Consider the following 21,890-nt stretch of genomic DNA (forward strand, 5'->3'; position numbering starts at 1 on the left):
CCGGGCGGTCAGATGATCGCCCGGATCGCCTTCTCGAACCCGGTCACGTGGTCGCGGGCGATCTTCTCGGCCTTGCGGGCCTCGCCCGCGGCGACCGCCCGGAGCAGCCCGAGGTGCTCCTCGACGTGCCGGTCGAAGTGCGTGATCCGGTCCAGGAAGACGCAGAAGATGCGGGTGGCCAGGTTGTCGTAGCGCACCAGCGTGTCTTCCAGGTGGGGGTTCCCCGCCGCGCGGTAGATCGAGCGGTGCACCCGCAGGTCCCACCGCATCAGCTCGTGGCGCGACAGGGCCAGCACGTCGGCGTCCTGGAGCGCGTCGGCCAGCTCGGCGAGCTGGGTGCGCATCACCTTCGGCGCGTGCTCGGCGGCGCGGCGGGCGGCCAGCGGCTCGAGCTGCGTCCGGATCTCGGAGATGTAGGCGAGGTCGGTGATGTCCACACCGGTCGCGAACGTGCCGCGGCGCGGGTAGGAGATGACCAGCCGGTCGACCTCGAGGCGCTTGAGGGCTTCGCGGACCGGGGTGCGGCCGATGCCCAGGGACTCGCTCAGCGCCACGTCGTCGATCGGTGCCATCGGCGGGATGTCCAGCATGATCAGCTGGTCCTGGATCGCGGCGTAGGCGCGCTCGGCCAGCGACGCGGGCGGCGGATCGAGCTGCTGTGGAGCTGTGGACACGCTGCCCATCTTAGGGGGCTGGGATCCGGCGCGGAGCACACCGGCACTCCTCGGCCACACCTGTTGCACGCAACTGACACACCAACCCGAGGTCAGGGGAGCCGCAGATGACCATCTCGGTGTTCGACCTGTTCAAGGTCGGGATCGGCCCGTCGAGCTCGCACACGGTCGGTCCCATGCGGGCTGCGCACCTGTTCGTCACCCGGCTCCACGGGTCCGGGACCCTCGAGGCCACCGCGCGCGTGCGGTGCGAGCTGTTCGGATCGCTCGGTGCCACCGGGCACGGGCACGGCACCGTCAAGGCGGTGGTGCTCGGCCTGGCCGGCGAGCAGCCGCACCTGGTCGACCCTGCGGCCGCCGACGCGGTCGTGGCGGCGGTGCGCGACGGAGGGCGGATCAGCCTGGGCGGCGAGCACGAGATCGCGTTCGCCGTCGACGACGACGTGGTCCTGCACCGCCGCAGACGGCTGGACTTCCACAGCAACGGCATGGTGTTCGAGGCCCGTGACGGCACCGGCGCCGTGCTCGACCGCCGCGCGTACTACTCGGTGGGCGGCGGGTTCGTGCTCGACGAGGACGAGGCGGGCCGACCGGTCCCCGTCGACGACGACACCCCGGTCCGCTACCCGTTCCGGACCGGGGCCGAACTGCTGGCCCACACCCGCAGGACCGGGCTGCGGATCAGCGACGTCGTGCTCGCCAACGAGCTCTCCCGGCGCGGGGAGGAGGAGGTCCGCGCCGGGCTGCTGCACATCTGGTCGGTGATGCGCGAGTGCGTGGAGCGGGGCACGCGCACCGAGGGCACGCTGCCCGGCGGGCTCGGGGTCCGCCGTCGCGCGGCCGCGCTCCGCGCGCGGCTGGAGGCCGACACCGGCGGGCCCGACGCGCTGCACGCGGTGGAGTGGGTGACGCTGTTCGCCCTCGCGGTCAACGAGGAGAACGCCGCGGGAGGCCGGGTGGTCACCGCCCCGACCAACGGTGCCGCCGGGATCGTGCCTGCGGTCCTGCACTACGCCCAGGAGTTCCTGCCCGGCTTCACCGACGACGACGCGGTGCGGTTCCTGCTCACCGCAGGGGCCATCGGCTCGCTGTTCAAGGAGAACGCGTCCATCTCCGGTGCCGAGGTCGGGTGCCAGGGCGAGGTCGGGTCGGCCTGCTCGATGGCCGCGGGGGCGCTGACCGAGCTCCTGGGCGGCACCCCGGAACAGGTGGAGAACGCCGCGGAGATCGGCATCGAGCACAACCTGGGCCTGGCCTGCGACCCGGTCGGCGGGCCGGTGCAGATCCCCTGCATCGAGCGCAACGCCGTCGCGTCCGTCAAGGCCATCACCGCGGCGCGGATGGCCGTGTGCGGTGACGGGGCGCACCGCGTGTCGCTGGACGAAGCGATCAAGACCATGCGCGACACCGGCGCGGACATGCAGGACAAGTACAAGGAGACCGCCCGCGGTGGGCTGGCTCTCACCATCGTCGAGTGCTGAGGAGACCGGCGTGAGCGACACCTTCACCCTGACCCTGAGCTGCCCGAACCGGACCGGGATCGTGCGGGCGGTGAGCGGCTTCCTGTACGACCGCGGCTGTGACATCGGCGAGCACCAGCAGTTCGACGACAAGGTGCGCGGGCGGCTGTTCATGCGCACCCAGGTCACCGCGCCCGAGGGCACCGACGTGGCGCAGCTGTCGCGCGAGTTCGAACCGGTGGCCACCGAGTTCCAGATGACCTACGAGTTCAGCCCGGGCACCGGCGCCCGCATCCTGGTCATGGTCTCCAAGCTCGGCCACTGCCTCAACGACCTCATCTACCGGTGGCAGGCCGGCAGCCTCGGCGGCGACCTGGTCGCGGTGGTGTCCAACCACGAGGACCTGCGCCCGATGGCCGAGACGGCCGGGCTGCCGTTCATGCACGTCCCGGTCACGCCGGACACCAAGGAGGCGGCGGAGGCGCGGCTGCTGCAGCTGGTCGACGAGTACGACGTGGACCTCGTGGTGCTCGCGCGGTACATGCAGATCCTCTCCGACGAGACCAGCAAGGCGCTCCACGGCCGCGCGATCAACATCCACCACTCGTTCCTGCCGGGCTTCAAGGGCGCCAGGCCCTACCACCAGGCCTACGAGCGCGGGGTGAAGCTGGTGGGTGCGACCGCGCACTACGTCACCTCGGACCTCGACGAGGGGCCGATCATCGAGCAGGAGGTGATCCGCATCGACCACACCCACGACCCCCGCGCGCTGCAGACCGTGGGGCGCGACGTCGAGGCGCTGGCGCTGTCCCGCGCGGTGCGCTGGCACTGCGAGCACCGCGTGCTGCTCAACGGCAACAGCACGGTCGTCTTCCCGTGACGGTCGGGAGAACCCGTCCCGGCCGGGAAGTCGAGCGCTCGCGACTGTCCGAAGAGGACTCGCGCCGCGACGGGTCAGCCGGCGCCGCCGAGCCCGACGCGGGTCGCGAGGCGCGCGATGTAGGCGGTGACCTCGTCGGCGGGGGCGTCGGGGAGTCCGAACAGGACTTCGGTCACCCCGCTGTCCGCCCAGGCCTCCAGCGTGCCCGGGTCCGGCTTCCCCGCCAGCGCCACCACCTCGGGGTCACCCTCGCGCCCGGCTCCCCGCCAGAGCTCGCGCAGGCGCCGCACGCGGTCGTCGACGCCGCGTTCGCCGGGCGTGGTGATCCAGCCGTCGGCGTGCTGCACGACCCACGCGAGGTTGCGCTCCGTGCCGCCGGCGCCGAGCAGCACCGGGACGTGCCCGTCGCGCACCGGTTTCGGCCACGCCCAGCTGGGGCCGAAGCGGACGAGTTCGCCCTCGTAGCTCGCCTCCTCCTGCGTCCACAGCGCCCGCGCGGCCTCGAGGTGCTCGCGCAGCGCGGTCCTGCGCCGCCCGCCCGGGATGCCGTGGTCGGCCAGCTCGTCGGTGTTCCACCCGAAGCCCACGCCCACCCTGACGCGGCCGCCCGACAGGTGGTCGAGCGTGGCGATTGTCTTCGCCAGCGTGATCGGGTCGTGCTCGGTGGGCAGGGCGACGGCGGTGGACAGCGTGATCCGCTGCGTCACCGAGGCCGCGGTCGCCAGCGCGACCCACGGGTCGAGCGTGCGCCGGTACCTGTCGTCGGGCAGTTCCGCGGTGCCCGTGCCGGGGTGGGCGGCTTCGCGCCGCACCGGGATGTGGGTGTGCTCGGGGACGGCGAACGAGTCGAACCCCGCCGCTTCCGCGGCCTGCGCGGCCTGGGCGGGTGAGATGCCGCGGTCACTGGTGAACAGCACGACGCCGTGACGCACCGACCTGCCTCCGATCTTGCGACTGCACCGCCCTGATTAGAACATGTTCCACCTCTCGCGCGGAACGGCCGGACGGCGACCCGCGACCGCGCGCCCCTCGTCGGGGCGCTCGGCGGGTGTTCGAACGGACTCCTCCTCCGGGGAGGACGGCGGGTGCCCGACGTTCCAGGACCTGGTACCCCTCGCTCGGGTAGGCCGGCCAGCCGATCCTGCCGAGAACCGGCGTTCGACCGTGTCGGGCGCTCTCGTGTCCCCGGGGGAGGGGGTGGTGGCGGAGCGTGTGGGTGTGGCCTGGCGATTCATCCGATTCGTCGATGGGCGATCACTCGGACCCGCGTTCTCGCTGGTGGGAATTCGCCCACGGAGCGTGACCCCGGTCAGCTCGGCGGGTGCTCTTCGGCCGCTGTGACGGGACTGTGACGGCGTGGTGACGGCGGTGTGCCGTACTCGCCACCAGCGGCCAGAGCCGCTGTTGGTACGGAAGCGAACTAGGGGGAAGCATGTTCGAACACGAGTCGGCTGAACTGCTGCCGGAGCGCACGGCCCTCGGCGGTGGCTGGTGGGACGGCTTCGGCGGCGGCTGGTGGGGCGGCTTCGGCGGCTTCGACCAGAACCTGGACGTCTGGCAGGACGTCGACGTCGACGTCTGGAACGGCTCGTTCGCCGGTGACGTGAACGTGACCGCGTTCAACAACGCCAGCATCGACCAGCACTCCGGCTGGTAAGGCGTGTGAAGCGCTCCTGGCCGTCCACCGCGGCTGCGCGCGGTGGACGGCCAGGGCGTGCGTCCACTGTGGTCGCCGTTCGTGTCGTGGCCGACGGTGACCGTGCGCGAGCTTGATCAGCGGCGGGGTCCTGCCGCCGTGTGGACCGGGGACGGTCGTGTGTTGGTAGCGTGACCGCCGTGTTGATCAACGAGACCCGCAGCCGGATGCGGAGCCGCTCGCGCGCGCGGGAGCCGGAGGTGGCCGCATGAACCCGTGCCCGACGCTGGACAACCTCGACGGCAGCTCCACCGCGTTCGTCTTCGAGACCGTCGACCTCGGCGTGGAGCACGCCGAGCTGGAGAGCGGTTTCGTCCCGTTCGCCACCCTCCTCGGTCCGGACGGCGGGAGGCAGGTCTGGAAGCTCGTCGGTGACGAGGACGGGGAGTGGACGCAGGAGCAGTGCGTGGCCCTCGGCCGCGAACGGCTCCGCGACCTCGACGAGGACGCCCACTGCGTGACGCTGGTCTACGACGGCTGGTTCACCGGCGACGGCGGGCGGACCGAAGCGGTGTTCGTCGAGGCCTACGAGCTCGGCCGCCCGGCAGGGGTGCACCTGTGCCAGCGCTACGAGCGGCGCGACGGCCGCGTGGACCCCATCGGCGACCCGATGCTGGTCGACGACGAGGTGCCACCGCTGGTGTCGCCGGACCGGCAGCCGCGCGAGTACCCCCACCTCGGCCCGGACGCCACGGCGTTCGCCCTGGACGCGATCGGGTTCGGGTTGTCCGAGCTGGAACCGGGGGCGGCGGTCCTCAGCCCGGTCGCCGCGGTGCTGCGCGAGGACGGTGCCGCCGACCTGTGGCGGGTCCTGGACGAGGAGGACGAGCGCACGATCGGCGAGGGGCTGGAGCTCGGACGCCGGCAGCTCGCCTCGGTTGCCCCGACGTGCCGCTGCGTCGCGTTGGTCTGGGGCGGCGACCGCCTCGACGACGAGGACCGGGAGGGCGCGGTGTTCGTGGAGGCCCACGAACCGGGACGCCCCGCGAGCGTGCGGCTGGTGCAGCCGTACCAGCGGATCGACCACGACCGCCTCGCGCTCCTGGGCAGCGCGCAGGTGCTGGAGGAGGCCGAGCCGCTGGTGCCGCCCGCCGAGCCGGCCAGGTCCGAGGCCTTCACCAGGCTCCGGCAACTCGCCGAGCAGAAGCGGAGCTGAGCAGGGTGCGAGGGCGCCTTCCGGGCGCCCCGCGTTCTCCGCCCCACAATCCTTGCTTGGAAGAGGTCTTCGGGATAATCTCTTTTGTGTAAGAGATATGGGCGCACCGCGCCCGTCCCCGTGACACAGGAGCAGTCGCCGTGGGCAGCGTCAAGGTCAGCATCATCTACTACTCGTCGACCGGCACCGTCGCCGAGATCGCCAGTACCCTCGCCGCGGAGGCCGAGGCGGCGGGCGCCGAGGTCCGGCTGCGGCGCGTCGCCGAGCTGGCACCGGAGTCGGCGATCGACAGCAACCCGGCGTGGCGGGCCAACGCCGACGCCACCCGCTCGATCCCGGAGGCCACCGCCGACGACGTGCTCTGGGCGGACGCGGTGCTGTTCGGCTCGCCCACCCGGTTCGGCAACATCGCCTCCCAGCTCAAGCAGTTCCTCGACACGCTGGGCGGGGAGTGGGCGCAGGGACTGCTGGCGGACAAGGTCTACAGCGGCTTCACCTCGACCTCGACCGCGCACGGCGGCCAGGAGTCGACGCTGCTGGCGCTGTACAACACCTTCCACCACTTCGGCGGCATCGTGGTGGCGCCGGGCTACACCGACGGCGCGAAGTTCGCCGACGGCAACCCGTACGGCACCAGCCACGTCGACGCCCAGGGCGCGAACAAGGTCGACGACACCACCCGCGCGGCGGCGGCCGTCCAGGCCCGCCGGGTGGTGACCGTGGCGCAGGCGCTGACCAACGGCCGCGCCTGACCGACCACGCCCGGAGCGCACGCAGCGGACGCGGCCTTCCCCGTCCGGCCCCTCGTCGGACGGGGAAGGCCGCGCCGGAGGTTCACATCTTCTCGGCGCCCGCCTTGATCGCCTGGCGGATGCGGTAGTAGGTGCCGCACCGGCACACGTTGCGGATCTCGTCCAGCAGGGCGTCGTCGATCTCGCGGCCCTCGCGGCGGGCCTGGTTCACCTTGGCCACCGCCGCCATGATCTGCCCCGGCTGGCAGTAGCCGCACTGCGCGACGTCGTGCTCGAGCCAGGCCTCCTGCATCGGGTGCAGGTCCTTGCCGACCGTCTTGGGCAGGCCTTCGATCGTGGTCACCTCGTCGTCGGGGGAGAGGGCCCCGACGGGGACTGCGCAGGGGTTGAACGCCCGGCCGTTGATGTGCGACGTGCACGCCTTGCAGACGTTGATGCCGCAGCCGTACTTCGGGCCGCGGATGCCGAGCAGGTCGCGCAGCACCCAGAGCAGGCGCTCGTTGTCGTCGGCTTCGACCGTCACCGTCTCGCCGTTGACCTTGAAGGTGTGGGTGGGCATCAGCTGGGACCTCCAGGATTCGGGAACCGTTCGCCGGGATCGCGTCGTGCGGCGGCGCCGGTGCCGTGGGGCGACCGCGCGCCGGGGCGCGACCCGCTCAGTACGTGTGCTCCAGCCTGTCGGTCGGCGATGCCGGCACCGGGGGGATGAACGACTTCGGCTCGAAGTGCAGCGGGTCGTGGTGGTTGATCGGGAAGTACTGCGGCACCCTCCCGACCGCCCGGGCGTAGGCGCAGGCCGTCGCGGCGAACGCGGACGCGACACCGGCCTCGCCCGCACCACCGGGCGGGTTGTCGCTGGGCAGCACGAAGACCTGCATCTCGCGCGGGGTGTTCCACTGCCGCGTGTAGGCCGAGTTGTCCCAGCTGGCCTCGAGGAAGTGGCCGTCGACGAGGTGGCTGGAGTTGGTCAGCGCCAGCGCGATGCCGTCGCAGATGCCGCCCTGCATCTGCGCCTCCACGCCCGTGGGGTTGATGGCCAGCCCGACGTCGACCGCGAAGGTGACCTTGGTGACCAGCGGACCGGTCACCGCGTCGCGGACCTTGCGGTTCACCGTCTCCGGGCGGCAGTCGATCTCCACCAGGCAGGCCGAGGCGCCCTTGTACTCCTCGTGGATCGCGATGCCCTGGGCCATGCCGGCGGGCATCCGCTTGCCCCACTCGCCGGCCTCGGCGACCTTCTGCAGGACCCGCTTGACGCGCTCCTTGCACAGGTACGCCATCCGGAACTCGTAGGGGTCCTTGCCGAGCTTCTTCGCGAGCTGGTCGACCACCAGCTCGTTGGCGGTGCGGACGTCGGGGGAGTAGACGTTGCGCACCGCGCTGGTCGGGAACCGGTCGTGCTCGCCGGTCTCCATGAGCAGCTGGGTGATGACGCCGAAGTCGTACGGCATGAACTGGGTGGTCTCGAAGATGGTCTCCGCCAGGCTGAGGTTGCCTGCGATGGGCAGCTTGCCGGCGGCGGCGGTGATGGCTTCGCCGAGGCCGTGGGTGAAGTCGACGGCCACCCCGGTGTGCCGGTGCTCGAAGCTGAGCACCTGGTCGCCGAGGTGCGCGACGCGGACCCGGGCGGTGACCATCGGGTGCGACCGCCCGTGCCGCGGTTCGTCCGCGCGGTGCCACATCAACCGGACCGGCGCCCCGCACGCCTTCGACACCAGCGCCGCCTCCAGCGCGCCGTCGAAGAACAGCTTGCGGCCGAAGGAACCGCCGCCCTCGACGACGTTGAACGTGACCTTGCCGCTCGGCAGGCCCAGCACCCTGGCGATCTCCTGCTTGGCCGCGATCGGGGACTTCGCCGACGCCCAGATCGTGGCGCTGTCCTCGCGCACGTCGGCCACGGCGCAGTTCGGCTCCAGCGGTGAACCGCTGCGGAAGTAGAAGGTGAAGTCGAAGTCCATCGTCTCGGCCAGCGGCGGCACGTGGGGCACCGCCATCGGCAGTTCGGCGGACTTGATCTCCGCGCGGATGGAGTCGTCGGAGGCGCCCTCGGCGGTGCCGGGCTTCCACTTCACCCGCAGCGCGCGGATGGCGTCGATGCACTGGCCGAAGGTGTGCGCCCGGACGGCGACCCCGCTCGGCACCACCTCCACGTGCGTGACGCCGTTCATCGCCTTGACCTCGGCGGCGTTGAGCACGGCCTCCGGGCTGCCGCCGATCGTCGGCGGGCGGCAGATCATGGCCGGCAGCGCGCCCTCGACGTGCAGGTCCATCGCGAACTGCTTCTGCCCGGTGACCGCGGCCAGGGCGTCCTTGCGGTTCTGCGGGGTGCCGACCACGCGGAACTCCGAGGCCGGCTTGAGCTCCACCTCGCGCGGGGTGGTCTTCGGCACCGCGGCCCTCGGCACGAGCTCCCCGTAGGAGACCCGCCCGGTGCTGCCGATGATCTCACCGGCCTTGGTCGTCAGGTTGGCCACGGTGTCGCCGAGCAGCACGGCGGCGGCCTCCAGCAGCGCCTGCTTGGCCAGCGCGGCGGCCACCCGGACCGGGGTGTACATCGCGAAGATGGTGTTCGAACCACCGGTGAGCTGGTTGAACAGCAGCTCCGGCCGGGCGGGCGCGAGCGTGACGCGCACCTTCTCCAGCGGCAGGTCGAGCTCTTCGGCGATGATCATCGCGATGGAGGTGGTGATGCCCTGGCCCACCTCGGCGCGGGGCAGCTCGAACGACGCCGTGCCGTCCTCGTGCACCTCGACCTTGATCAGCTGGGACGTGGGTTGCGCGGCCGTGGTCAGCACGTCGTTGAGGTCGAGGAGGTCCGCCGGTACCGGTGCGGTGACGGCGGAGGCCTGCGTCGGTGAACCGAGCAGGCCCGCGTTGGCGGCGGCGACCAGCCCGGTACCGCCGATCAGGTAGCCGAGGAACTTCCGCCGGCCCATGCCTCCCGCTGACCCGCGGTGGTGTTCGGCCGTTGGCTGTGACATGGCGTCTCCCGTCGCGTCACCCGATGGATCTCACGCGAGCCGAGCCTGGCCGAACATCTCGCCGCTAACTGTTCAGATCTTGTACACCGGCGCTCCGCGCCCCGGCGCGAAGAAGGGGCCGCCCACCGCGCGCAGCAGCGGTGGGCGGCCCGGTCGTCGAGCGGGTCAGCGCGCGCTCTGGTCGATGTTGGCGTTGTTGAACGCGGTCACGTCGACGTCACCGAAGCAGGAGCTGTTGTCGACGTCCACGTCGACGTCCTGGTCGAGGTCGAGGCTCTGGTCGACGTCACCGAAGCCGTTCCACCAACCGCCGCCGAGGGCCTTGCGCTCCGGCAGCAGCTCAGCCGACTCGTGTTCGTACATGGTTCCCCCTAAGTTCGCGTTCTTTCCGTCAGCGGCTCGCGCCACTGCCGTGAGTACGCCAAACGGCCGTCACCGCCCCGTCACGACGTCATCACAGCGGCCCCGGAGGACTCCCGATCACCCGCTGTGAACGGCCCGTGACCAGGCAGGACGTGGGGTCACGACACCAGCTGTCAGCAGATCGGATGAATCTGGTGAAGAACACACGGCAGCGGTCGTCCGATCAGAGCCAGCCGGGCAGGACGAAGATCGCGCAGGTGAGCACCGGGGCCACCACGATCATGCTCATGCCCCACGCCATGAGGCCCTTGAACGTGGCGTCGCGCTCGGCCTCGGGGGTGTTCGCGACGACCAGCGCGCCGCTGGTGGAGAACGGTGAGGAGTCCACCACCGACGAGGAGATCGCCAGGGCGATGATCAGGCCCACCGCGCCGACCTGCCCGGTCTGCAGGAACGGCACCGCGAGCGGGATCAGCGCGCCCAGGATGCCGGTGGTCGAGGCGAACGCCGACACCCCACCGCCGATGAGGCAGATGACGAACGCGGCCAGCAGCGGGACGCCGATGCCGACGACGCTGTTGCCGAGGAAGTCGATGGTGCCCACGGCCTCCATCAGGCTCACGTAGGTGACCACGCCGCAGACCAGCAGCACCGTCGGCCAGGCGACCTCGGCCACGCACCGCTTGGTGATCCCGGGCCACAGCAGGATGATCACGGTGGCGATGCTCAACGACAGCAGCCCCACGTCGAACTCCAGCGCCAGCGCGCCGACCGCCAGCACCAGCAGCCCGACCAGCGTGGTGACCCGCTGCGCGTCCAGCGTGGTCGCGGTGGTCCGGGTCGCCGCCGCCGTGCCCGCCGTGCCCGTCGCGCCCGACGGCTCGTCCGGCTCCTCGCCCCCGGTGCTGACCCGGCGGCCCAGCAGTCGCTTGCCGCCGAACAGGAAGAACACCCCGACGCTGAGCAGCGCGTTGAACAGCAGCGAGCTGATCCACAGCAGCACCGGGTCGCCCGGCAGCCCGCTGCGCGCCACGACGCCGTTGGTGATGCTGCCGAAGATGCTGATCGGGGAGAAGCCGCCCGCGCTCGCGCCGTTGATGATGAGCAGTCCCATGAGCAGCGGGCTGATCCGGTAGCGGGCGGCGAAGTTCAGCCCGACCGGGGCCATCATGGCCACCGCGCCGGGGACCACCGCGCCGACCATCGTCAGCAGGCCGGTGATCACGAACATCACCCACGGGATGAGGGCGATCCGCCCGCCCACGGCCCGCACACCGCTGTGGATGAGCCAGTCGACCGTGCCGTTGGCCTTGGCGATGGCGAACAGCAGGGTCACGCCGACCAGCGTGACGAACAGGTCGCCGGGGAACCCGGCGAACAGGTCGTCCTCGGACTGGCCGAACACGAACGTGCCGAGCAGGAAGGCGCCCAGGAACGCGACCGCTCCCATGTTCACCGAGCGCAGGGTGGCCAGGGCGAAGATCAGCACCAAGCCGATGATCGAGACTACCTGTGTGGACATCGACACTCCTCGAGGCTGACAGTGGCTCGCAGGGGGTGGTGGATGTGTGAGTTCTCGCCGGTGCGGCACGGGTTCCCGCGCCGCACCGCCCGCCGCGCACGTCGACCGCTTCGCTCGCGGGTGGCCTGGCCCGCTCGAGGTGTCGTCGGACCTGCGGGGCACCACCTCCTCGGTGTGTCCGGTGTCCGGGTCAGCGCTCGGCCAGCGCCTCGCGCACCAGCTCCAGCGGGTGCCAGGCGGTGCGGCCCGCGCCGTGGAAGATCTGCTGCCGGCACGACACCCCGGTCGCGGCCACGACCGCGTCGGGGTCGGCCGCCAGCGCCGGGAACAACCGGTCCCCGCCGACGGTCATGGACGTCTCGTAGTGCTCGGACTCGAAACCGAAGGAACCCGCCATCCCGCAGCAGCCCGCGTCGATCTCCGTGACCTCCGCGCCCGGGACCCGGCGCAGCAGGGCCATCGTGGCGGCGGTGCCGACCTCGGCCTTCTGGTGGCAGTGCCCGTGGAAGACGATGCGCCGGCCCGCCAGCCAGGAATCCGCCCGCAGCACCAGCCGGCCGCTGTCGATCGCCTCGACGAGCAGCTCCTCGACCTGCCTGACGCGCTCGGCCACCGACGGCAGGTCGGGCAGCAGCGCGGCGTGCTCGTCGCGGAGCATCAGCACGCACGACGGTTCGCAGCCCACGATGGGCGAACCCGGTGCGGTGTCCCGGTGCAGCGAGGTGACCAGTGCCGCGGCCTTGTGCTTGGCGTCGTCGAGCATCCCCTTGGACATGCTCGACCGGCCGCAGCACCCACCGCCCGCGAGGTCGACCCGCCACCCGGCCCGTTCCAGCAGCTCGATGCCCGCGCGGCCGATGTGCGGTTCGGTGAACGTGGTGAAGGAATCGGCGAGCCAGGTGACCGCGCCGAGCTCCCCGCTCGCCGCGGGCGTCCGGCGCCGGAACCAGCGGAGCAGGTTGAGCCGCTGGAACTGCGGCAGCGGCCGGGCCGCGGTGATGCCGAGGGTGCGTTCGGCGAGCCGGCGCAGGGGGCCGATCCGGCCCGGCAGGTTCGACAGCGGCGCGGTGGCCGAGCCGAGCCGGTTGAGCGCGCGGATCGCGGAGAACACCCGGGAGCGCAACGGGGTTCCGTGGACGGCGTGGTGGTGCGCGAGCGCCTCGGCCTTGAGCGACGCCATGTCCACGCTCATCGGGCACTCGCTCTTGCACGCCTTGCACATCAGGCAGAGGTCGAGGACCTCGTGCAGGCGCTCGTCACCGAGCGCGGTGTGCGGGTCCGGTTCGGACAGTGCCTTGACCAGTGCGTTGGCCCGCCCCCGGGTGGAGTCCTCCTCGTTCTTCGTCGCGATGTAGGACGGGCACATCACGCCGGGGCCCGCCTTGCGGCAGGCGCCGATGTTCATGCAGCGGTCCGCGGCGCCGCGCATGCCGCCCACCACCTCGAAGTCCAGGGACGTCCGCAGCGGCGGCGCGGGCGGGAGCGCGTCGCGGTCGCGCAGGTTCTCGGTCATCGACGGCGCGTCGACGATCTTGCCGGGGTTCATCACGCCCGCCGGGTCGAAGATCCGCTTGACCTCGCGCATGGCCTCGTAGAGCTGGTCGCCGAAGACCTCCCGGTTGAACTCGCTGCGGGCGAGGCCGTCGCCGTGCTCGCTGGAGTTCACCCCGCCGTACTCGGCGACGAGGTCCTTGACCGCCTCCGCGACGGACCGCATCCGGGCGACCTCGGCGGGGTCGGTGAGGTCGACGAACGGCCGGATGTGCAGGCAGCCCACCGAGCAGTGCCCGTAGAACCCGGCCTCCATCCCGTGCTCGTCCAGGATCTGCTTGAACCGCGTGGTGTACTCGGCCAGGTGGACCGGGTCCACGGCGGTGTCCTCGACGAAGGCCAGCGGGCGGCGAGTCCCGCTGCCGGCGGCCATGAGCAGGCCCAGGCTGGACTTGCGCACCTTCAGCAGCGCGCCCTGCTCGGCCGGGGTGACCGCGCGGAGCGTGTGGTAGCCGTGGCCGTTGCGCTTCCAGGCCTCGTCGAGCTGGTCCAGCTTGGCGATGAGCTCCGCTTCGTCGTCCCCGGCGAAGGAGACGAACAGCAGCGCGCCGGGGTCGCCGACGAGCACGGTGCCGAGGTCGGCGAACTCGTGCTTCTGCCGGGACAGCTCCAGGATCGTGCGGTCCATCAGCTCGACCTGGTGCGGGTCGCACGCCAGCGCGTCCGTGGTGGCCGCGATGGCGCTCGGGGTGTCGGTGAAGTGGCCGACCGCGTAGACCGTGCGGGCGGGCTTGGGCACCAGGTCCACCAGCGCGCGGGTGGCGATGACCAGCGTGCCTTCCGCGCCTACCACGAACTTCGCCAGGTCGAACGGCTCCCCGTCGCGCGAGCGCGCCAGCCGGTCCAGCCGGTACCCGCAGGCACGGCGCCAGAACGCCGGCATCTTCGCCGCGATGACCCCGGCGTTGGCCTCCACCAGCTCCGGCAGCGCGCGGTAGATCCGGCCCTCGAGCGTGTCGGCTTCGGCCCGCCGGCGGCGTTCCGGCTCGTCCACCGGCTCGAACCGGGTGCGCGAGCCGTCGGCGAGCACCACGTCCAGCGCGCGCACGTGGTCGATCGTCATGCCGTAGGTCAACGATCCGCTGCCCGCGGAGTTGTTGCCGACCATCCCGCCGATGGTGGCCCGGTTGCTGGTGGAGGTGTCCGGACCGAACATCAGGCCGTGCTCGGCGGCGGCCCGGTTGAGCTGGTCCTGCACCACACCGACCTCGACCAGCGCGGTCCGCGCGACCGGGTCGATCTCCAGGACCCGGTTCATGTGCCGGGACATGTCGAGCACCAGACCGGGGCCGACCGTCTGGCCGACCAGGCTCGTCCCCGCGCCGCGGGGCACGATGGGCACGCCGAGCCCGGCGGCGACCTCCACCGCGGCGGCGACGTCGTCCTCGTGGCGGGGGAACGCGACGCCGAGCGGGGTGATCGAGTACATGCTGGCGTCGCGGGAGAAGAGGTGGCGGGTGTAGTCGTCGAAGGCGACCTCACCGTCCAGCCTGCTGCGTAGCGCGTGCTCCAGGCGGGAACCGAGGGTCTGGGACGAGGCGTTCGTCGTGGCGGTCATCTCTGCTCCTTCCCAGCGGTTCCGGGTCAGCCGCGCAGCACCTCGAGCGCGGCGGGGAGCCCGGCGGGGTCCACCGGCACCCCGGCCAGCTCGAGTCCCATGTGGACACCGGCCAGGGTGCCCGCCAGGGTGAGGTCGTTGAGGTCGCCGAGGTGCCCGATGCGGAACACCCGGCCGGCGAGCTTGCCCAGTCCGGCGCCCAGCGACATGTCGAAGCGGTCCAGGATCGTCTTGCGGACCGCGTCCGCGTCGTGCCCCTCGGGCAGCAGCACGGCGGTCAGCGAGCTGGAGTGCTCCCGCTCGTCGGCGCACACCACCTCCAGCCCCCAGCCCCGCACCGCGGCCCGGGTCGCCGCCGCGTGCCGGTCGTGCCGGGCGAAGACCTGCGGCAAGCCCTCGGTTTCGAGCAGCGCCAGTGCTTCCCGCAGCCCGAAGAGCAGGTTGGTGGGCGGGGTGTACGGGAAGGAGCCGCTCTCGTTCGCCTCGAGGTGGGGCGCCCAGTTCCAGTACGACCGCGGCAGCCGCGCCCGCTCGGCGGCGGCGAGCGCCTTGGCGCTGATCGCGTTGAAACCCAGCCCGGGCGGCAGCATCAGCCCCTTCTGCGAACAGCTGACCGTGACGTCCACGCCCCACTCGTCGTGCCGGTAGTCGATGGACCCCAGCGAGGAGATCGTGTCGACCAGCAGCAGCGCGGGGTGTCCCGCGTCGTCGATGGCGGCGCGGATCTCCGGCACGCGGCTGGTGACCCCGGTGGAGGTCTCGTTGTGCACGACCATCACGGCGGCGATGCCGTGCTGCTCGTCGGCGGCCAGCCGTTCGGCCACGACCGCCGGGTCGACGCCGTGCCGCCAGTCGCCCGGCACGAAGTCGACGACGAGCCCGAGCGATTCGGCCATGTCGCGCCACAGGGTGGCGAAGTGCCCGGTCTCGAAGGCGAGCACGCGGTCGCCGGGGGAGAGCGTGTTGACCAGCGCGGCTTCCCAGGCCCCGGTGCCCGACGACGGGTAGATGACGACGGGGCCGCTGGTGCCGAACACCGGCTTGATCCGGCGGAGCACGTCGAGCGCGAGGTCGGCGAACTCCGGTCCGCGGTGGTCGATGGTGGGTTGCGCGAGGGCGCGCAGGACCCGGTCGGGGACGTTGGTGGGTCCGGGGATCTGCAGGAAGTGCCGTCCGCTGCTGGCGGTCATCGCACACCGAGCCCTTCTGCGTCGCGAGAGCTGTGCCGTGAGGTGGTACGCTGTGCCGATTCGAAGCGCGGAGAGGTTAGGCAGCCGGAAGGGGGGAGTCAAGACCGTGCGCAACGTCCTGAACGCGCTGCGCGTCCTCGAAGAGGTCGCCGCGCGGCAGCCCATCGGGGTCGGGGAACTGGCCCGCGTGCTGGGCATGCCGAAGAGCACGGTGCAGCGCACGCTGCGCACGCTCGACGAGGCCGGCTGGATCCGCCCCGCCGCGGGCGAGGTCAAGCGGTGGGCGCTGACCACCAAGGCGCTGGCCATCGGCGGCCGCGCCAGCGGCGACCTCGGGCTGCGCGACGCGGCGCGGCCGATCATGGAGGACCTGCGGCGCCGCACGGAGGAGACGATCCACCTCACCGTGCCGGAGGAGGACCGGGTCGTGCTGATCGAACGGCTGGAGACCGCCAAGCCGGTGCGCATCAGCATGTCGCTGGGGCACGCGCTGCCCCTGCACGCCTCGGCCAACGGCAAGGCGGTCCTCGCGCACAGCGGCGCCGAGGTGGTCAAGCGCCTCCTGGCGGACGAGCTCCCGCGCTACACCGACAGCACGATCACCGACCCGGACCAGCTGCTCGCCGAGCTGGACCGGGTCCGGGAGCGCGGGTACGCCGTCAACCACGGCGAGTGGCGCGCCGACGTCGGCTCGGTCGCGGCGGCGGTGGTGGTCGGTCCTGACCGGCCGGTGGCCAGCCTCAGCGTCAACATCCCGATGAGCCGGCTGACCGAGGAGGCCGAAGCGGTGTTCGGCCACGCGGTCGGGGAAGCGGCGGAGCTCCTCGCGTCCCGCCTCGGTGAGGGCGCGGTCACCATGTGATGGGCAGCTCGTGGACGCCGTGGACCGGGCCGTCGTGCTCGAACTCGCGCCGGTCCAGGTCGGTGGCCAGCGCGAGGGCGGGAACACGCCGGTCGAGGGTGCGGTGGACGACCTCGAGCTCGACGGGTACCCGGCACGGGTGTGGTCGGCGACCACGTGGTCGTCAACGTGGCGTGCTCCGTTCGCGCGGCGCCCCTCCGAGGCACGCTGAGGCCACAGTGGACATCGATCGTCCACTGTGGCCTCGACTGGTGCCTCGCCCGTTCAGGGGCGGGTGAAGCCGCCCGGGCGGACGGGCCAGGGTGGCACCGGCACGGTGTCACGACCGGAGCCGGCGTCGGGCGAACCCGGCGACCCACCGGAGCCGATGACCTGGCTGATCCAGTCGGCGTGCGCGGAGACGCTGGTGTAGACGCCCGGCTTCTCCGTGCAGCTCTCCGCCAGTCCGCGGCTGGTCGCGCCGACCAGTGCGTAACCGCTGCCTTCCCGGACCACGGCCGGACCGCCGGAGTCGCCGTAGCAGGCGCTGGCCCTGCCCTGCTGGTTGTCGATGCACAGCTCCCGCGAGGCGTCGAAGGGTTCCCCTGAGCCGGTGCAGTTCGCCGGTTCGGTGGTCGTGGTCTCCAGCTCCTTCAGCTGCACGGGCGGCTCGCCGCACTTCGGGGTCGGGCAGGTCTGCCCCCAGCCGAGCAGCTGCAGGGTGGTGCCGGGCTGCGGTGCGGAGTCCGCGATCGCGATCGGCTCGGCCTGGACGGGGCGGGAAAGATGCACCAGGGCGAGGTCGTACCCGGCCTGCTGCTGCTTGGCCTGCGGGTGGACCACGAACTCGTCCGGTTCGACCAGTTCGCCCCCGCTGGTGCGGTCGGAGCTGCCGATCCGGTACTGGACGTTGCTGGGCTGCTGCCCGTCCACGCAGTGCGCGGCGGTGACCAGCCACTCCTGGTCGATGAGCGAGGCGCCGCAGTGGTGCTGGCCGTCGGTGGACTGCATGGACGCGATGAAGCTGTGGTCCTGGGGCGCCGGGCCGCCTCCGATGATGAGCGGGGTGGCCTTCGCGCCGGCGACCGGGGCGGCCAGCGCCAGCCCGGCCAGCACCGACGCGACGAGTGCGGGGATCCTTCGGGTCAGAGAACCTCGGGGCACGTTCTCTCCTTCCCGCTCGGCGCCGGAGAGGCGCCGTGAGCTGGGCGTTCGTGAGTTGTGGCGAAGATGTTGCCTGCTGGCAGGAGCAGACGCATTGCTCCGAACGGAGCAATCACGCGAGGTGCCTGATCCTGTGCGGAGAGTTCCGTGCGAGCGGTGAATTCCCTTGTGGCACGGGAGATCTTGGCGGAACGCGCGGCTGCCTTCTCGCGGTCCGGCGTGTGGATCGTCCACGGTGGTCAGCGTCGCCTCGGCTTCAGTGTCCACAAAGGACGATGATCGACCCGAGTGGGCCGTGAGCGGCCGGTGCGGGAGGCAGTGCCGCCACCTCGCTGCTCCCCGGGCAGTGCGGCCGCGCTCCCGAGCGGAACCGGTGGCAACCGGATCGGCGTCGCTGGCGTCTCCCAGGCGGAAGGGTCCACCGACTGAGAGGCAGTGATGGCGAGAACGAGCGCAGCGGCGTTGGTCGCGGGAGTGGTCGCGGTCGTCAGCGTGGCGGGCACGGCGCTGGCTGAGGGGACCTGGGGCAGCGAGGAGTTCCCGGCCAAGCCGGACCTGGTCTCCCTCGTGACCACCGTGTCCAGCGGGGGCGGGGAGACCTGGGCGTTCGGCACCCACAACCGGCCGAACGCCCCGGGGTCGCTCACCACGCAGGCGTTCCACCGCGAGGAGGGCGGGCGCTGGGTGGAGGTTCCGGTGCCGAACATCGGCCAGGTGATGTCGTCCGCGGTGACCGGCCCGGACGACGCCTGGGTGGTCAGCGAGTTCTCCAAGGTCCACTCCGGTGCCACGATGCACTGGGACGGGACGGCGTGGACCGAGGCCCCGCTGGAGGTGCCGGACGCGCCGCGGGTGTCCCCGAGCGACGTCCTCGCCGTCGGGTCCGACGTCTGGGCCATCGGCAGCGCCTACCGCGACGGCGAGGACCCGCTCTCCCGGAGCTTCGCCGCGCGCTGGGTCGACGGCGCCTGGCAGGGCGTGGCACTGCCGCAGGAGGCCGACCAGCAGCGCTTCACCAGCATCGGCGGTGCCGCTCCGGACGACCTGTGGATGGCCGGGACGACTGGCGAGCGGCCGCAGCAGGTCGTCACGATGCACTGGGACGGCGCGCAGTGGAGCCAGGTCCCGGTCCCGGCGCTGGACACCGGGGAGTCCGACTACCTCACCGTGCACGGGGTCGCGGCCTTCCGGCCGGACGACGTCTGGCTGTCGGCGACCCAGTCGCCCTACGACCCCCAGGGGAAGAGCCGACCGGTGCTGCTGCACTGGGACGGCGCGGCGTGGACCGAGCAGCAGCTCCCGGTGCCGGTGCAGCGCCTCGGTGAGCTGGTCCAGGCCGGTGGCGCGCTGTGGAACCTCGGCCCGGACGCGCTCCTGCGCTACGACGGCAGCACCTGGCAGCAGGTCGACGGGCCGCAGGAGGGGGCGATCACCCACGGTGCCGAGCTCCCCGACGGCCGACTGGTCGGCATCGGCAGCGGCGGCGAGGACCCGTTGCGGCCGCAACCCTTCGCCGTCGTGCAGAACCCCTGACGCACGGACCGACGCCGGGGACCGCCCCGGCGTCGGTCGGCTGCGGGGATCGGAGCCCGCCCGGGACTCGCACCCGGGCGGGCCGTGCGGTCAGCGGTTGTAGACCGCCACGTAGTCGACCAGCATCGGGTGACCCGGCTCGGTGGCCTCGGTCGGGGTCGCGAAACCGGCGTCCTTGTCCGGGAACGCGCCGCCCATCGCCACGTTGAGCAGCACGAAGAAGCCCTCGTGCGAGGTCATGGTCGCCCACGCCTCCGGGCTGACCTGGGACTCGCTCACCGAGTGGAACTGCTGGCCGTCGACGTACCAGCGCAGCTCCTCGACGTCCCCGGTGCGGTCCCACTCGAAGCGGTAGGTGTGGAACCCGGCCTGGCAGGTCTCACCGGGGCACGGGCTGCTGCCGCCCAGGCCCTCGGTCTCGTTGCACGAGCCGCCGGGGCTGACGTCGCAGTGCAGCACCCCGTGCGTCTCGTTCTTGCCGTTGACGTTCTCCATCACGTCGAACTCGCCGATGCCGGGCCAGTTCCAGTAGTCCCCGCGGTACGGCGCGCCCAGGGCCCAGAACGCCGGCCAGTACCCGAGCGCGGCGTCACCGGTGACGTTGGGGACCTGCAGGCGCGCCTCGATGCGCACTGCACCGCCCTCCTCGGCCTTGAAGTCGGCGCGCTGCGTCTCGATCCGCCCCGACGTCCAGCCACCCGCGTCGTCGCGCAGCGGCGTGATCTGCAGGTTGCCGTTGCCGTCGAGGGAGAGGTTGGCCGGGTCGTCGGTGTAGGTCTGGATCTCCCCGGTGCCCCAGTTCGCCGGCCCGCCCGGGTAGGAGGTGCCGGTGTCGATGATCCAGTCCGATGACGGGAGGCTGCCCGCCTCGCCGGTGAAGTCGTCACCGAAGGTCAGCGTCCAGCCCTCCTCCGGCGGCGGGATGTCGGCCGCGGCGGGCGGCGCGGTGATGCCGGCGATGCCCAGGCCGAGCGCGAGCGTGGTGGTCGCGACGCGGTGCCGCGTTCGTGGTCGTGTCATGGCGTCCTCCGCGATGACTCGTCGGTGGGTTGTCGCGCACGAGGCGCTGTGGGGACCACGGCGGCCGGCTCCTGCATCGTTCACGAGAACCCCGCCGTGCGGCGCAGTTCCGGTCGATCGGGCCAGCGGCACTGGGCTGGACGGGGCAACGCGGGACCCGCCGGAGCCCCTGCGGGAGACCGGCGCTGGCGAGTTCTCGCGCACGGCGGGTGGAGATCGTCGTACCGTGCGAACCTGGGACCGGGCCCACCGCGGCACGGGTGAACGGGGAGGCGGTATGCGCAGGACGATGGTGCTGGCGAGTGTGGTGAGCGCGGTGCTGCTGGGCACGCCCGCCGCGGAGGCCGCCCCGCCGCAGGCCGAGGTCGCCTTCCACGAGTGGAGCTCCGCCGCGGACTTCCGGTCCGGTTCCGCCGAGGGGACCGAGGTCGACGGGGAGGGCGTCCGGCTCGGCAGTTCGCTCGGCACCGTCCCGCACCCGGCGCCCGACGGCAGCACCCGGGAGTACGACCACGCCCGCTGGACCTCACCGCCGGCCCCGACCGGCTTCCCCGCCACCGAACTGGTGGCCTCGTGGAACGCCACGACGCCACCGGGCACCTGGGTGCAGGTGGAGATGCGCGGGCAGACCGTCAGCGGTGCCGAGACCGGGTGGTACGTGTTGGGGCAGTGGGCGTCCGGGGACGCCGACATCCTCCGCACCAGCGTCGACGGCCAGTCCGACGAGCACGGGAGCGTGTCGGTGGACACCTTCGTCGCCGCACCCGGTGCGGAGCTGACCGGCTACCAGCTGCGCGTCACCCTCTACCGCGCCACCGGCACGTCCGCGTCGCCCTCGGTGTCGATGGTGGGGGCGATGGCCTCGGCGGTCCCGGACCGGTTCGAGGTGCCCACCTCGGGACCCGGCGGCGCGTGGGGGATCGAGCTCCCGGTGCCGCGCTACTCGCAGAACGTCCACGCTGGACACTACCCGCAGTACGGCGGGGGCGGTGAGGCGTGGTGCAGCCCGACCTCCACGCAGATGGTCGTGGAGCACTGGGGGAAGCGCCCGTCCGACGAGGACCTGTCCTGGATCGACCCGGACCACCCGGACCGGGTCGTGGACCACGCCGCGCGGCACACCTTCGACCACGCCTACGACGGCACCGGGAACTGGCCGTTCAACGCCGCCTACGCCGCCACCTACGGCCTGGAGGCGCGCATCACCCGCCTGCGCTCGTTGACCGAGGCCGAGCAGTACATCCGGGCCGGCATTCCGCTGGTGACCTCGCAGTCGTTCCGCGAGGACGAGCTCGACGGCGCTGGGTACAGCACCGACGGCCACCTCATGGTCGTCGTCGGGTTCACCGAGAACGGTGATGTCATCGCCAACGACCCGGCGTCGCCCGACGACGCATCCGTCCGCCACGTCTACCGGCGCGACCAGTTCGAGACCGTCTGGTTGCGCACCCAGCGCTACGACGCCGACGGCGAGGTGGCCGGCGGTCCCGGCGGCATCGTCTACGTCATCACCCCGCCCGGGACACCGCTGCCCACGCTCTGACGCGGT

At 72.1% G+C, this 21,890-nt stretch carries 19 protein-coding genes; 9 read left to right on the forward strand and 10 right to left on the reverse strand.

The features are described from left to right. Positions 1-8: 8 nt before the first annotated feature. On the reverse strand, positions 9-683 hold the full coding sequence (locus HNR68_RS15450) for a GntR family transcriptional regulator (protein WP_179725083.1): 675 nt from the start codon (positions 681-683) through the stop codon (positions 9-11). Between the two features lie 98 nt (positions 684-781). On the opposite strand from HNR68_RS15450, the gene HNR68_RS15455 reads away from it, so the two are divergent. Then, positions 782-2,155, forward strand: coding sequence for an L-serine ammonia-lyase (locus HNR68_RS15455; RefSeq protein ID WP_179721627.1), 1,374 nt, complete (start codon positions 782-784; stop codon positions 2,153-2,155). A gap of 10 nt (positions 2,156-2,165) precedes the next feature. Then, positions 2,166-3,014: a formyltetrahydrofolate deformylase gene (gene purU, locus HNR68_RS15460; protein WP_179721629.1), complete on the forward strand. Its 849-nt coding sequence runs from the start codon at positions 2,166-2,168 to the stop codon at positions 3,012-3,014. A 74-nt stretch (positions 3,015-3,088) separates the two neighbouring features. Here the strand turns inward: purU and HNR68_RS15465 are convergent, their stop codons facing one another. Beyond that, on the reverse strand, positions 3,089-3,946 hold the full coding sequence (locus HNR68_RS15465; RefSeq protein WP_179721631.1) for a TIGR03619 family F420-dependent LLM class oxidoreductase: 858 nt from the start codon (positions 3,944-3,946) through the stop codon (positions 3,089-3,091). 500 nt (positions 3,947-4,446) lie between these two features. Here HNR68_RS15465 and HNR68_RS15470 point away from each other — a divergent pair, with 500 nt between their 5' ends. The 3 genes from HNR68_RS15470 (at position 4,447) to wrbA (ending at position 6,618) form a co-directional block, all read left to right on the forward strand. Further along, positions 4,447-4,671 (forward strand): hypothetical protein, encoded by a 225-nt coding sequence (locus tag HNR68_RS15470; protein WP_179721633.1) that lies wholly within the window; start codon positions 4,447-4,449, stop codon positions 4,669-4,671. Between the two features lie 247 nt (positions 4,672-4,918). Continuing rightward, entirely contained in the window at positions 4,919-5,866 is a 948-nt protein-coding gene (locus HNR68_RS15475) for a hypothetical protein (protein WP_179721635.1), read from the forward strand. 140 nt (positions 5,867-6,006) lie between these two features. After that, positions 6,007-6,618, forward strand: coding sequence for an NAD(P)H:quinone oxidoreductase (gene wrbA, locus HNR68_RS15480; RefSeq protein WP_179721637.1), 612 nt, complete (start codon positions 6,007-6,009; stop codon positions 6,616-6,618). An 82-nt stretch (positions 6,619-6,700) separates the two neighbouring features. On the opposite strand, the gene HNR68_RS15485 is transcribed toward wrbA, so the two are convergent. From HNR68_RS15485 to HNR68_RS15510, 6 genes are all read right to left on the reverse strand, one after another. Further along, positions 6,701-7,177, reverse strand: coding sequence for a (2Fe-2S)-binding protein (locus HNR68_RS15485; protein ID WP_179721639.1), 477 nt, complete (start codon positions 7,175-7,177; stop codon positions 6,701-6,703). Between the two features lie 97 nt (positions 7,178-7,274). Continuing rightward, complete coding sequence (locus HNR68_RS15490) at positions 7,275-9,554, reverse strand: molybdopterin cofactor-binding domain-containing protein (RefSeq protein ID WP_246330459.1); 2,280 nt, start codon at positions 9,552-9,554, stop codon at positions 7,275-7,277. Between the two features lie 210 nt (positions 9,555-9,764). Next, entirely contained in the window at positions 9,765-9,962 is a 198-nt protein-coding gene (locus tag HNR68_RS15495; RefSeq protein ID WP_179721643.1) for a hypothetical protein, read from the reverse strand. A gap of 223 nt (positions 9,963-10,185) precedes the next feature. Further along, complete coding sequence (locus tag HNR68_RS15500; RefSeq protein ID WP_179721645.1) at positions 10,186-11,484, reverse strand: SLC13 family permease; 1,299 nt, start codon at positions 11,482-11,484, stop codon at positions 10,186-10,188. 190 nt (positions 11,485-11,674) lie between these two features. Next, a complete protein-coding gene (locus tag HNR68_RS15505; protein WP_179721647.1) occupies positions 11,675-14,593 on the reverse strand; it encodes an FAD-binding and (Fe-S)-binding domain-containing protein in 2,919 nt (972 codons plus the stop codon). Between the two features lie 26 nt (positions 14,594-14,619). Beyond that, entirely contained in the window at positions 14,620-15,783 is a 1,164-nt protein-coding gene (locus HNR68_RS15510) for a pyridoxal-phosphate-dependent aminotransferase family protein (RefSeq protein WP_179721649.1), read from the reverse strand. A gap of 106 nt (positions 15,784-15,889) precedes the next feature. On the opposite strand from HNR68_RS15510, the gene HNR68_RS15515 reads away from it, so the two are divergent. Both HNR68_RS15515 and HNR68_RS27650 read left to right on the forward strand, forming a co-directional pair. Continuing rightward, positions 15,890-16,645, forward strand: coding sequence for an IclR family transcriptional regulator domain-containing protein (locus tag HNR68_RS15515; protein ID WP_179721651.1), 756 nt, complete (start codon positions 15,890-15,892; stop codon positions 16,643-16,645). A gap of 10 nt (positions 16,646-16,655) precedes the next feature. Further along, positions 16,656-16,856, forward strand: coding sequence for a hypothetical protein (locus HNR68_RS27650; protein ID WP_179721653.1), 201 nt, complete (start codon positions 16,656-16,658; stop codon positions 16,854-16,856). A gap of 53 nt (positions 16,857-16,909) precedes the next feature. Here the strand turns inward: HNR68_RS27650 and HNR68_RS15525 are convergent, their stop codons facing one another. Beyond that, a complete protein-coding gene (locus HNR68_RS15525; RefSeq protein WP_179721655.1) occupies positions 16,910-17,788 on the reverse strand; it encodes a trypsin-like serine protease in 879 nt (292 codons plus the stop codon). 438 nt (positions 17,789-18,226) lie between these two features. Here HNR68_RS15525 and HNR68_RS15530 point away from each other — a divergent pair, with 438 nt between their 5' ends. After that, entirely contained in the window at positions 18,227-19,321 is a 1,095-nt protein-coding gene (locus tag HNR68_RS15530) for a beta propeller repeat protein (protein WP_179721657.1), read from the forward strand. 90 nt (positions 19,322-19,411) lie between these two features. Here the strand turns inward: HNR68_RS15530 and HNR68_RS15535 are convergent, their stop codons facing one another. After that, positions 19,412-20,341 (reverse strand): glycoside hydrolase family 16 protein, encoded by a 930-nt coding sequence (locus HNR68_RS15535; RefSeq protein ID WP_179721660.1) that lies wholly within the window; start codon positions 20,339-20,341, stop codon positions 19,412-19,414. Positions 20,342-20,618: 277 nt separating this feature from the next. On the opposite strand from HNR68_RS15535, the gene HNR68_RS15540 reads away from it, so the two are divergent. Next, entirely contained in the window at positions 20,619-21,884 is a 1,266-nt protein-coding gene (locus HNR68_RS15540; RefSeq protein WP_179721662.1) for a C39 family peptidase, read from the forward strand. Positions 21,885-21,890: the final 6 nt, after the last annotated feature.

Source organism: Saccharopolyspora hordei (genome assembly GCF_013410345.1).
GTDB classification, from domain to species: domain Bacteria; phylum Actinomycetota; class Actinomycetes; order Mycobacteriales; family Pseudonocardiaceae; genus Saccharopolyspora; species Saccharopolyspora hordei.

What these genes read in the sequence shown, in the direction of transcription:
- HNR68_RS15450 (WP_179725083.1), bottom strand. Translation starts at nt 683, where the DNA reads ATGGGCAGCGTGTCCACAGCTCCACAGCAGCTCGATCCGCCGCCCGCG.
- HNR68_RS15455 (WP_179721627.1), top strand. Translation starts at nt 782, where the DNA reads ATGACCATCTCGGTGTTCGACCTGTTCAAGGTCGGGATCGGCCCGTCG.
- HNR68_RS15470 (WP_179721633.1), top strand. Translation starts at nt 4,447, where the DNA reads ATGTTCGAACACGAGTCGGCTGAACTGCTGCCGGAGCGCACGGCCCTC.
- HNR68_RS15475 (WP_179721635.1), top strand. Translation starts at nt 4,919, where the DNA reads ATGAACCCGTGCCCGACGCTGGACAACCTCGACGGCAGCTCCACCGCG.
- HNR68_RS15485 (WP_179721639.1), bottom strand. Translation starts at nt 7,177, where the DNA reads ATGCCCACCCACACCTTCAAGGTCAACGGCGAGACGGTGACGGTCGAA.
- HNR68_RS15490 (WP_246330459.1), bottom strand. Translation starts at nt 9,554, where the DNA reads ATGGGCCGGCGGAAGTTCCTCGGCTACCTGATCGGCGGTACCGGGCTG.
- HNR68_RS15495 (WP_179721643.1), bottom strand. Translation starts at nt 9,962, where the DNA reads ATGTACGAACACGAGTCGGCTGAGCTGCTGCCGGAGCGCAAGGCCCTC.
- HNR68_RS15500 (WP_179721645.1), bottom strand. Translation starts at nt 11,484, where the DNA reads ATGTCCACACAGGTAGTCTCGATCATCGGCTTGGTGCTGATCTTCGCC.
- HNR68_RS15505 (WP_179721647.1), bottom strand. Translation starts at nt 14,593, where the DNA reads ATGACCGCCACGACGAACGCCTCGTCCCAGACCCTCGGTTCCCGCCTG.
- HNR68_RS15510 (WP_179721649.1), bottom strand. Translation starts at nt 15,783, where the DNA reads ATGACCGCCAGCAGCGGACGGCACTTCCTGCAGATCCCCGGACCCACC.
- HNR68_RS15530 (WP_179721657.1), top strand. Translation starts at nt 18,227, where the DNA reads ATGGCGAGAACGAGCGCAGCGGCGTTGGTCGCGGGAGTGGTCGCGGTC.
- HNR68_RS15535 (WP_179721660.1), bottom strand. Translation starts at nt 20,341, where the DNA reads ATGACACGACCACGAACGCGGCACCGCGTCGCGACCACCACGCTCGCG.
- HNR68_RS15540 (WP_179721662.1), top strand. Translation starts at nt 20,619, where the DNA reads ATGCGCAGGACGATGGTGCTGGCGAGTGTGGTGAGCGCGGTGCTGCTG.